Source organism: Catenulispora rubra, from assembly GCF_015356825.1.
Classification (GTDB): domain Bacteria; phylum Actinomycetota; class Actinomycetes; order Streptomycetales; family Catenulisporaceae; genus Catenulispora; species Catenulispora rubra.
This window is the reverse complement of sequence record NZ_JAACYW010000372.1, coordinates 1-10,612: the sequence shown is the minus strand read 5'-3', so window position 1 is coordinate 10,612 and position 10,612 is coordinate 1. Positions and strand designations below refer to the sequence as shown.

The 10,612-nt window shown below is 71.2% G+C and carries 9 protein-coding genes; 4 read left to right on the top strand and 5 right to left on the bottom strand.

Going from position 1 to position 10,612, the window contains the following annotated elements; translation table 11 throughout:
• Positions 1 to 57: 57 nt before the first annotated feature.
• A complete protein-coding gene (locus GWK61_RS49165) occupies positions 58 to 1,209 on the bottom strand; it encodes an SEL1-like repeat protein (RefSeq protein ID WP_194920542.1) in 1,152 nt (383 codons plus the stop codon).
• Between the two features lie 452 nt (positions 1,210 to 1,661).
• Between GWK61_RS49165 and GWK61_RS49160 the strand changes: the two genes are divergently transcribed.
• Entirely contained in the window at positions 1,662 to 2,468 is an 807-nt protein-coding gene (locus tag GWK61_RS49160; protein WP_194920541.1) for a GNAT family N-acetyltransferase, read from the top strand.
• A 64-nt stretch (positions 2,469 to 2,532) separates the two neighbouring features.
• On the opposite strand, the gene GWK61_RS49155 is transcribed toward GWK61_RS49160, so the two are convergent.
• The 3 genes from GWK61_RS49155 to GWK61_RS49145 all read right to left on the bottom strand — a co-directional run bounded on the left by GWK61_RS49155 (position 2,533) and on the right by GWK61_RS49145 (position 5,594).
• Positions 2,533 to 2,877 (bottom strand): VOC family protein, encoded by a 345-nt coding sequence (locus tag GWK61_RS49155; protein ID WP_194920540.1) that lies wholly within the window; start codon positions 2,875 to 2,877, stop codon positions 2,533 to 2,535.
• Between the two features lie 45 nt (positions 2,878 to 2,922).
• Complete coding sequence (locus tag GWK61_RS49150; protein ID WP_323748113.1) at positions 2,923 to 3,732, bottom strand: CPBP family intramembrane glutamic endopeptidase; 810 nt, start codon at positions 3,730 to 3,732, stop codon at positions 2,923 to 2,925.
• 374 nt (positions 3,733 to 4,106) lie between these two features.
• On the bottom strand, positions 4,107 to 5,594 hold the full coding sequence (locus GWK61_RS49145) for a glutamate-cysteine ligase family protein (protein ID WP_194920537.1): 1,488 nt from the start codon (positions 5,592 to 5,594) through the stop codon (positions 4,107 to 4,109).
• 124 nt (positions 5,595 to 5,718) lie between these two features.
• Between GWK61_RS49145 and GWK61_RS49140 the strand changes: the two genes are divergently transcribed.
• Entirely contained in the window at positions 5,719 to 7,572 is a 1,854-nt protein-coding gene (locus tag GWK61_RS49140; RefSeq protein WP_194920535.1) for a substrate-binding and VWA domain-containing protein, read from the top strand.
• 375 nt (positions 7,573 to 7,947) lie between these two features.
• Positions 7,948 to 8,181, top strand: a complete 234-nt coding sequence (locus tag GWK61_RS49135; RefSeq protein WP_194920533.1) for a DUF5999 family protein — start codon at positions 7,948 to 7,950, stop codon at positions 8,179 to 8,181.
• A 294-nt stretch (positions 8,182 to 8,475) separates the two neighbouring features.
• On the opposite strand, the gene GWK61_RS49130 is transcribed toward GWK61_RS49135, so the two are convergent.
• Positions 8,476 to 9,237 carry a phosphotransferase enzyme family protein gene (locus GWK61_RS49130; protein ID WP_194920531.1) on the bottom strand — a complete coding sequence of 254 codons (762 nt, stop codon included), beginning with the start codon at positions 9,235 to 9,237 and terminating at the stop codon, positions 8,476 to 8,478.
• 208 nt (positions 9,238 to 9,445) lie between these two features.
• Between GWK61_RS49130 and GWK61_RS49125 the strand changes: the two genes are divergently transcribed.
• Positions 9,446 to 10,612, top strand: a 1,167-nt coding sequence (locus GWK61_RS49125; protein WP_194920528.1) for an MFS transporter, incomplete at its 3' end; no start/stop codon positions are given.

Sequence of the window (10,612 nt, the reverse complement as noted above, 5' to 3'; positions counted from 1 at the left end):
GTCAAGGGCCGGCCGCGCGAAACCTCGCGCGGCCGGCCCTTCGCGTGTTCTGAAGACCTAAGCGGTCGCCACGCCCCCGCTGTCGCCGCCGGGCTGCACCGAAATCGCCCCCGACAGCACCGCCTGCGCCTCCGGATGCCCCGCAGCCGCCGCGGCCTCGAACCACGGCAGCGCGGCCTCGGTCTTCCCGCTCTGCTGCAACAGCACCGCCGAGTTCCACATCGCCGGCACGTGTCCGGCGTTGGCGGCGGCCAGGAACAGTCGCTCGGCGTCGATCAAGGCGCCGGTCTGAGCCGCCACCACACCGAGCGCGTACGCGCCCGACGGGTCTCCGGCGTTCATCGCGCGCTGGAAGGCCTCCGCAGCGCCCTGCTGGTCGCCGGTCGCCAGCAGCACCTGGCCGTAGACGACCTCCGCGCCCGGGGCGTCGGACTGGCGTCCGCGCTCGGCCGCCGCCAGGGCCTCCTCGACCTCGCCGCGTGCGAGGGACAGCAGGGCGAAGTTCACCTGCGCGTGGCCGTCACCGTCCTCGGCGCCGCGCCGGAAGCAGTCCATCGCCTCCTCGACCTCGCCCTGCATCAGCAGGACGTTGCCGAGGTTGTTCACCGCGCGGACCTCGCCGGCCTCCACCGCCTTGCGGTACCACTCGGCGGCCTGCGCCAGGTCGCCGCGGCGCTGGGCCAGGACGCCGATGTTCGCCATCGCCGAGCCGACGTCGGCCTCGGCGCCGCGGCGGTACCAGAACTCGGCCTCGGCCGGGTTGTCCCAGTGGTTCATGCGCCCCAGGTTCACCGCGGCCTCCGACGAGCCCAGCGCGACCGCCTGGCTCAGCCAGGCCACCGCGGCGTCGTTCTCGCCGCGCACCGCCAGCAGCGTGCCCAGGTTGTTCGCCGCCTCGGCCTCGCCGAGTTCGGCCGCCGCCGCGTACCAGCGGACCGCCTGGTCGAAGTCGTCACGGGCCTGATACACCAGGCCCAGGCCGAACATCGCCGCGCGGCTGCCGCCGCCGGCCGCCGGGGCGAACACGCCCTCGGCCGCCTCCAGGTCCCCGGCCTCGAAGGCCACGAACCCCGCCGCCACCACCGGGTCGGCGTCGAACGCCGCGGACGGCGCCTGCGTCTCCAGTTCCGTCACCGCATCGGCGCCACCGACCTGGAGCCCGTCGGCCTCATCCGCCCCGCCGCCGAACTGCTGCTCTACCTCGGCCACGCTAGCCTCTCCCAAAATTCGAGCCACTATCCCCACCCGGCGACCCTCGCCGAGGAACCACCAAAGAAAATCACACCGGCCGACAACCGGACGACAACGGGAGTATCCGGCACTACCCCCGCCGCACGCCAGTCACCACACCGGACCGAGTCCGTACGGCGACCCCCGCGCGACCGACCCGCGTCCCACCTGGACCTTCGCCGACCCTCGCGACGGCACCTCATCCGAAGCCTCAAGTACCGCCGGGTCACGCCCTGGACATCAATCGGTCGCATACCCGAAACCCGCGCGACATGCCTCGGTCGGCCGGTGCCGCCGCGGTCCCCCGCCGACCCCGCCCAGCGCCCTCGACCGGTCCCCGAACCAGCGCTCTGACCTGCGCCGTCACCCCGCAAGAGTGCCAACCTGTCGTGTCGCACGACGAAGACCGTCAGGTCGTGGATGATATGCGCATGCGTTCCCCCGTCACGCTCCACGGCAACCTGTGCCGCCTGGAGCTCATGCGACCGGACCACATCGACGGCCTGCTGTTCGCGGCCATCGCCGACCGGTCCACCTACGACTTCACCTACGTGCCGCGCGACCACGACGCAGTCGCCCGGTACGTGGCCCTGGCGACCTCGGACTTCGCCGCCGGTGTCGCCGTCCCCTTCACCACCATCGCGATCGATCCGCTGACCGGCGAGGAACGCATCGTGGGCACCTCCCGCCTGCGCGAACTCGAGTACTGGCGGGCCGGGGTCTGGCCGCCCCGGCACGGGCACCTCAACCCCGACGGCCGCCCGGACGCCGCCGAGATCGGCTCGACCTGGCTGCACCCCTCGGCCCAGCGCACCGGCGTCAACACCGAGGCCAAGCTGATGATGCTCACCTACGCCTTCGAGACCTGGGACGTGCACCGCGTCAGCCTCAAGACCGACGTGCGCAACACCCGCAGCCGGGCCGCGATCAGCGCCCTGGGCGCGCAGTTCGAGGGCATCAAGCGGGCGCACTTCCCGGCCGCCGACGGAGGCGTGCGCGACAGCGCCCTGTTCTCCATCGTCCGCGCCGAGTGGCCGGCCGCCAAGGCCAACCTGGAGGCGCGCCTGCAGCGCTACCTGGACCGCGCCACCACCGCGGCCCTGGAGCCGACGATGGAGCCGGCCCCCGCGGTCACGACCGTCGAGCCGCACCTGGTCGAACCGCTGCCGCTGGACACCGCGGCCGAGACCGCCCCGGTCGCCCCGGTAGTACAAGCGCCAGCCATTCCGGCGGCTTAGAGCTCGACGCACCAGCAGTAAGACCGGCGAGCCTCACAGAGGTCCGTCGACCGAACCGCGAGCCTCAGACAGGCTCGTAGACGACCACCGACCACCCATCCGGCCCGGTCACCGAGAACCGCACCTCATGCGGACCGGCGACCGGGCCGACGACGTCGTAGCCGGCCTCTGCCAGCCGCTCGGCGGTCCCCGCCGCGTCCGCGACCTTCACCATCACCTGCGCCGCCCCCGACGACTCAGCCCCGGAGGCGAGCGCCAGGCGCGCGCCGCCCAGGTCGAACTGGGCCCAGCGCTCGCCGTCCACGAAGGTCGGGTCGATGCCCAGCACCGCCGCCAGGAACCGCACGCCGTCCTCCAGCCGCGCCGCCGGGAACACCGACGCCACGCTCAGGGCCTTCTCGTCCGCCATCGCACTCTCCCTTTCTGACGGTGCGTCAGATTAGCTGAACCGGCGTCACTTCGGAGCCCCCGGGATCCCGAGATAGTGCGCCCAGTACAGCCATCCGACGAAGGTCACGCTGTCGATCAGCCCGTGCGCCACCACCAGCGGCATGACCCGGCCCCAGCGCCGGTAGGCGCGGCAGAAGATCAGTCCCATGACGAAGTTCCCGACGAACCCGCCGAAGCCCTGGTAGAGGTGGTACGACCCGCGCACCAGCGAGGACATGATCTCCGACCGGGTCCGGGAGAACCCCAGCTGCTCGAACCGGCGCAGCAGGTACCCCAGGACCACGACCTCCTCGGTGACCCCGTTCCGGAACGCGTCCAGCAGCAGCACCGGCACCCGCCACCACACGTCCGGCAGCGTGGTCGGGATCACCGTCGCGTTGAGGTTCAGGGCGTGCGCGACCACGTAAAGCCCGAGCCCCGCCGAGCCGATCCCGGCCGCCACCACCGCGCCGCGGGCCCAGTCCCGCCAGCCGCCGGCCAGGTCGAACCCGAGGGTGCGCAGCGAGGCGTTGTCCCGCAGCAGCAGATACGCCACCAGCGCCACGATCGCGACGCTGAACCCGAGGTCGAGCAGCTGGTAGGTGAAGTCCAGCCAGGGCCGCGAGGACTGCGAGGCGTTCAGCCCGGCCGCCTGCTGGTTCAGCGCCTGCCGCGCGGTCAGCTTGGCGATGATCGACACGAAGGAGTACACCGCGGACTGGCCGAACGACAGCGCCAGCACCACCAGGACCTCGAACCGCAGCAGCGTCCGCCACCGCGCCTCGGACATCGGCCCGCCCCCCGTGGGCACCACGCCCTCGTCCACCACCGCCACGCCGGCTCCTCACCCTCGTCCGCTGCGTCGTCTTCGACTGACGTTCTCGACTGACGTCTTCGACCGCCGTAACGCATCATCGCAGCCGAAGCGCTGAACGAGTCCGAACGGGCCGGCGGCCGTGATCGGTAGACCTGACGTCACCGCTTCCGGACCCACGGTTACCTCGAAGTAACAAAGTGGGCGCGGACAACCGGTAAAACCCGCTGTCTCTTGTCCGCCGGTTCACGGCCGAACTACTGTTCCGCAGCAGCGGCGCATATGCGGACGCACACCCCTTGACTAAAGCTCTGACCACGGCCTTGACCACACCGAAAGACCAGATGAAAGGCGCACCGATGCGGCGGCGACGGCGAACCGGCCCGGACCCGGGCTCAGCCCAGCGTCCAGGTGTGCGCCGGCGCGCCGGTGAGCATCAGGTCCGAATAGGCGATCGTCAGCCGTTCCAGGGCCGTGGCGCGCTCCACGCCCTCGTCGTCGACCAGCCGGTGGAACTCCCCGGACAGCCAGGTCGCCCCGTTGCGTCCGGTGACGCACCGGCCCTCGATGATCCCCAGGAACTCGTCCCGGTCCCGCGGATCGATGCCCAGGGCGTCCAGCCCGCGCCGCGCCGCCGGCAGCAGCTCGGTGAGCACCAGCTCCCGCACCGGAACCGGGCCGCTGTACCGGTCCTGGCGCCAGGCGAGCTCGGCGGCCAGGCCGAAGCGCGCCGCGTGGTGCAGGTTGCGCGCGGCGTCGGCGAAGTCCAGATGGCCCCACACCGGATCGGGGTCCTCCATCAACGCCTTCACGCAGCCGTAGAAGAACGCGGCGTTGGCCAGCACGTCCACGACCGTCGGGCCGGCCGGCAGCACCCGGTTCTCCACCCGCAGGTGCGGCTTGCCGCGCGCCACGTCGTAGACCGGCCGGTTCCAGCGGTACACGGTGCCGTTGTGCAGCTTCAGCTCCGGCAGATGCGGAATCCCGCCCTCGGCCAGCACCTTCTCGGGATCCTCGTCGGAGGACACCGGCAGCAGTGCCGTGAAATACCGCAGGTTCTCCTCGAACAGGTCCAGCGGCGAGGAGATCCAGCGCTCCCCGAACCACACCCGCGGCCGCACGCCCTGCGCCGCCAGCTCCTCCACCCGGAAGTCGGTGGCCTGCTCGAACAGCGGGATCCGGGTCTCGGCCCACAGCTCCCGGCCGAACAGGAACGGCGAGTTCGCGCCCAGCGCCACCTGCACTCCGGCCAGCGCCTGCGCGGCGTTCCAGGCCGGGGCGAAGGTCTCCGGCGAGACCTGCAGGTGGAACTGCACCGAGGTGTTGCAGGCCTCCGGCATGATCGAGGCGAACGTGGTGCGCAGCCGCTCCACGCCGTCGATCTGGACCAGGAAGTCCTCGCCGCGGACCTGCGCGATCTCGTCGTTGAGCAGGAAGTAGCGGTCCTCGGCGGAGAAGTTCTCGACCACCATGTGCGCCTCGTCCAGGGTCGGCAATATGCCGATCATCAGGATCCTGGCGCCGGCGGCGCGCGCCTGGCGGTCGGCGTAGGCCAGCGAGGTGCGCAGCTCCTCGGCCAGCTCGGAGAACACCGTGCCGACCAGCTTGTGCGGGGCGATGTTCACCTCCAGGTTGAACTGGCCCAGCTCGGTCTGGAAGTCGCGGCTGGCGATGCGCGAGAGCACGTCCTCGTTCACCATCACCGGCCGGCCGATCGGATCGACCAGGTCCAGCTCCAGCTCCACGCCCATCAGTGTGCGGCCGCGCTCGAACCGGTCCTCGGCGAGCATGCGGCGGAACACTTCGAAGCCTGCGCGCAACCGTTCCCGGAATCTCGTCCGATCCGCCCCGGTGAATTCGGTCGCGACCACACGCTCGCCCACAGGCGCGCCCCTTTGCCGTCCAGGCCCGCGGTCCACGCGCGGGACGCCCTATTCACACCGACATGCCAACTCAAAAACTCAGACTACTGTCGGACATTCAGCAACGAAAGGGATCGTGACCCCCGTGGCAGGCAGGCACCGGTCCTATGAGGGCCCCAGCAACTCCTCCCGCGGCCGCGGGGGCGGCTCCGGCGGATCGTCGTTCCCGACCGGGCTGGTCGCGCTCGGGGCGGCGCTCGTGCTCGCCGCCGGCGGCGGGTACGTGCTCTACACCAAGAAGCACAACTCCACGAGCAACGCCGGCGGCGGGCACCCCCCGGCGACCTCCAACAGCTCGTGCGGGACGCCGACGACGCTGAACGTGGACGCCAACCCCGACGTGTACACCGCGGTCAAGGCGGTCGCGGACGGGATGTCGGACCCCTGCGTGCACGTCAACGTCACCAGCGCCGAGGCCTCGGCCGTGGCGGCGTTCCTGGCCGGCACCGCCAAGGGCGGGGACGTCACCAGCGCGCCGGACGTGTGGATCCCGGACAGCAGCATGTGGATCGACGTGGCGCACGGCAACGGCGTGAAGTCGCTCGCGGCCAACCCGACGCCGATCGCGACCAGCCCGCTGGTGATCGGCATGCCCAAGCCGGTGGCCGCCGCGAACGGCTGGCCCGCCAAGCCCTTCGGCTGGAGCGACCTGCTCGCCAACTTCAAGAGCAACAAGCTCCAGACCGCCGTCTCGGACCCGACCACCTCAGGGCCCGGTCTCGCCGCGATCACCATGCTGCGCGCCGCCGTCCTGGGCCCGGCCGGGGCCGACAAGGCCAAGCAGGCGCAGGCGTTGCAGAACCTCACCCTGGTCTACCGGGTCATGAGCACCTCGGTCTCCAGCTCAATGAGCGCGCTGCTCACCAGCCTGCCGTCGGACGTCGCGACCGCCGCGGGCGCCGGCGGCGTGGCGGCCTTCCCGTCCACCGAGCAGAAGATCGCCGCCTACAACACGGCCAGCCCGGCCACCCCGCTGGTCGCGCTGTATCCCGCGGATCCGGGTCTGGGCACGATGATGATGGATTATCCGTACACCGTCAGCTCCAACCTGGACGGCGGGCACGCCAAGGCCGCGGCCGAGTTCCAGGGCGTGCTGCAGAGCCCGGCGGCCGTCAACACCCTGCAGAAGGCCGGGTTCCGGGACCCGAAGGGCGCCGCGGCCGGCATCCTGACCGCCGCGAACGGCGTCAACCCGGCGGTGCCCGCGCTAGCGCCGGCCGACTCCACGCACACCGCGGCCGGCACCTCGCTGTCGGTGTGGAACGTGACCAGCGAGCAGACCCGCGGCCTGGTGGTCATGGACGTCTCCGGCTCGATGGGGGTGGCCGTGCCCGGCCAGGTCGACCCGAACACCCAGACCCCGCTGACCCGGCTGCAGATCACGGCCGCGGCCTGCCTGGCCGGGCTGCCGCTGTTCGGCGACAGCTCCCAGCTGGGCCTGTGGACGTTCACCACCAAGAGCACCGCCGACGGCGGCGGCACGGTGCACAACGAGCTGGTCCCGTTGGGCCCGCTGTCGGCGCCGGTGGGCACCTACCCGAACCGGCGCGCGGCGCTGAACGCGGCGCTGCAGCAGGTCGCGATCCAGCCGGGCAGCCGCAACGGGCTGTACGACACCGTCCTGGACGCCTACAAGACGGTGCTGAACGGCTGGACGCCGAACGAGTCCAACGCGATCGTGGTGTTCACCGACGGCAAGGACGACGGCCTGAACTCGATGACCGCCGACCAGCTCATCGCCAAGCTCAACGCGCTCAAGACGGCCAACCCGAACCACCCGGTCCGGGTCATGGTCGTGGCGCTGGGCAGCGGCGTGGACCTCACCACCCTGTCGAGGATCACCGCGGCCGCCAACGGCCAGGCGCTGCACGCCGCCACGCCGGCGGACATCGGCTCGGCGGTCATCGCGGGCTTCGCGGGCCGGCTGTCGGACCAGTGAGCCACCCCGGCGTGTCCCCGGATGAGCCATCTGGGGACACGCCGGGTGTCCGTCAGATAACCCAGGATCACCCTTAGGGAAGCCGTCCCTAAGAGCAAACACCGACCGGCAGGAAGCTCAAAGACAGCTCAGAGCGACGAACCGCTGACAGCTGGCTCGCGTCTAGTCAGTAGTGACTACGTGACCGGGCTCCGGCGCCACACCAGAGCACTACATTCCCCGAATGCCCGAGTCACCTCACCGGATTTCCCTGCGCCGAGCCGTGTGACGCGCGACACTAGGAGCACTGGTTCAGACCACAGGCGAAAACCGAGGTTCAGACCACACCACGGCGGCCCCACCGCAAGGCCGCCCCGAGGACGAAGAAGAACCACCATGACGACGATGACCGCCTCCCGACCCGGCTCCGCGCACGCGTGCCACCACCATCCCTGCTGTCCCGGCGCCGCCGCCAGCGACCGGGACGCCGCGCTGATCGTGGTCGCGCACCCGGAGCAGGGCTGGTCGCTGCTGTGCAACGGGATCGTGCTGTTCGACGACACCGGCGAACTGCTCCCCGACGGCCAGGCGATCGCGCCGCACCGCCCGACGGACCGCTCCGCGGCCTGAGGCCGCGTCGATCGCGGCCCGTTCCCCGCTCGACCCATAGCTCGACCCAGCTCACGACAGCTCGTTCCAGAGCACGGATCTCCTCGGGGACAACCGGGTCCGGCCAGCGGCGGACCCGCGGCGCCCCCGATCGGGATCACACACCCTTCGAGGCCGCGCCCGGGGCTCGACGCGTTGTTCGCTCGCCCTGTGGACCTGTGAACCTGTGAACCTGTGAACCCGTGAACCGCTCATCTCTGGCACACCGCCGACCTCGCCCGGCAGCGGGCCAAGGCCGAGGGCAGCCTCTCCGGCCTATAGAGAATCAGACTTCTTCATGGCGCCCTCAAGCACGGCGTGATGCCGCTTGAGGTAAGCGATGTTCCCCAGGTAGTAGCGGTCGTGGCCCTCGGCGACGTGCCGGGAGAACGCCGGATGGCCTGCGGCAGCCTGGCGGCGCATGAAGCCGACAAGGTGCTCCAGGCGGGCGATGACAGTATCGAGCAAGACCGCCCGATCGCGCGCGCCGAGGCCGTAGGCGTCGACGAAGAGCGCCAGGCGCCTGGCCTGCTCCTCAGGAGGTGCGCCGTCTTCGACGAGCTGGACGAAGCGGTAGGCCGCGTAGGCGACGTCCCAGACGCGCGGCGCGGGATGTGCGGTGTCGAAGTCGATCAAGGCCACCGGACGGCCGTCGCGGAAGACGGTGTTGTAGGGGGCCACGTCCCCGTGGCAGATCACCTCGGACGGCTCGCGGGGCTCGAAGTACCAGGTGGCTCCGCTCGGCGGGACGAAGTCGGCGGTCGCGTCGTGCAGGCCGCGCAGCAGGGCTCCGACCTCGGCCAACGCTTCGTCGGAGACGACGGTCTCGGAGCCCGGGACGTCGCCGGGCACGAAATCGACGATCTCGCGTCCTTCGGCGTCGAAGCCGTGGGCCCGGGGCGCTCCGTTGAAGTCCTTGGCGGCCAGGTGCTCCAGCACAGCGTGCACGGTCGGCGTCCACTCCCCTGCCGGTCGGTGCACGCGGTCGCCGATGCGCAGGACCGTGTTCACGCCGCCTGTCATCGGTTCGCCGGTCATTCCAAGATCGTGCCACAGTGCTGAGCCGCGGCCCGGCGAGTTTGCCGCCACGAGCAAAAGCATTCGCTTCGCCGCCGCGGTTCGCTATCATCAGCACCATGTTCCACACCTCATGTGCGTAAGGACCCACGTCGATCGCCGCGGCCACCGGCCGTGACGCGGTCCGTCGGCGTCCCTGCACATGATCTCCCGGTGAGGAACCACTCCCTTGTCTTCGTACATGGCGGTACTCCGCCTGCCCTTTGCCGCGCGCACTTTCGCCACGGCTCTCATCGGACGGCTGTCCTACGGCACGGTCGTCCTGTCCATGACCCTCGCTCTGGCGTCCGGCCACGGCTCGGTGAGCCGTGCCGGTGCGGTGGTGGCGGTCTTCGCGCTGTCGGTCGCGGCCCTGGCACCGGTCCGTGCCCGACTTATTGACCGCCACGGCATCCGCCCCGCCCTGCTCCCCCTGGCGTTGTCGTACGCCGGAGCGCTGCTGGGCCTGACAGCCGCCACGTGGCGCCCCGGCGCCCCGCTGTGGCTCCTGGAAGCCCTGGCCCTAGCTGCCGGCGCCACGGCTCCGCCGCTCGGCCCGACGATGCGCACGCTGTGGCGCACGATGTGCGGCGACGACCAGGCGCTGGTGCAGCGCGCGTTCAGCCTGGACACCGTCGCCGAGGAGGTGATCGGCGTCAGCGGGCCGCTGCTGGTCGGGGTACTGATCCTGATCGCGAACCCGGCGTTCGGCGTGCTGCTGAGCGCGGTGCTGGTCGCGGTCGGCACGGTGGCGCTGATGACGTCCCCGGTGATCGGCACCGTGGCGGCACAGGCCACTGCCGCCAACCCGTCCGAGCCCGCCGACGCGCCGCGAATCGGTCGGGCGGGCCGGCGCCGACGTGGCCAGCGCCAAGGCGGCCGGCCTCAGCGCGGCGAGCGCCATGCCCTGTCCCGCATCGCCGAGCCCGTATTCGCCGCCACCGGCGTCGGCCTGGGCCTCGGTGCGCAGAGCCTGGCCATCGTGGCGTTCGCGATGCGCCACCACCAACCGTCGGCGATCGCCTGGGCCGACGCCGGCATGTCCGTCGGCAGCATCCTCGGCGGCCTCGCCTACGGCACCATCAGCTGGCGCATCCCCAGCCGCACCCGCCTGCCCCTGCTGACCGCCGCCCTCGGCCTGAGCGTGGCGGCAGCAGCCCTGGCGCCTAACATCTGGGTCCTGACGGCCATCACCACCGCCTCAGGCATCTTCGTCTCACCACTGATGACCTGCGCCTACCTCGTCGCCGACGAACTCGCCACCACCGACACCCGCACCAGCGCCGGCATGTGGGTCAACAACGCCTTCAACGCCGGCTCCTCCGCCGGCTACGCCGCGATGGGGCCGGCCCTGGCC

Excerpts from the sequence above, each read along its gene's own strand:
- GWK61_RS49130 (WP_194920531.1), bottom strand. The coding sequence starts at position 9,237 with ATGACCGGCGAACCGATGACAGGCGGCGTGAACACGGTCCTGCGCATC.
- GWK61_RS49135 (WP_194920533.1), top strand. The coding sequence starts at position 7,948 with ATGACGACGATGACCGCCTCCCGACCCGGCTCCGCGCACGCGTGCCAC.
- GWK61_RS49160 (WP_194920541.1), top strand. The coding sequence starts at position 1,662 with ATGCGTTCCCCCGTCACGCTCCACGGCAACCTGTGCCGCCTGGAGCTC.
- GWK61_RS49155 (WP_194920540.1), bottom strand. The coding sequence starts at position 2,877 with ATGGCGGACGAGAAGGCCCTGAGCGTGGCGTCGGTGTTCCCGGCGGCG.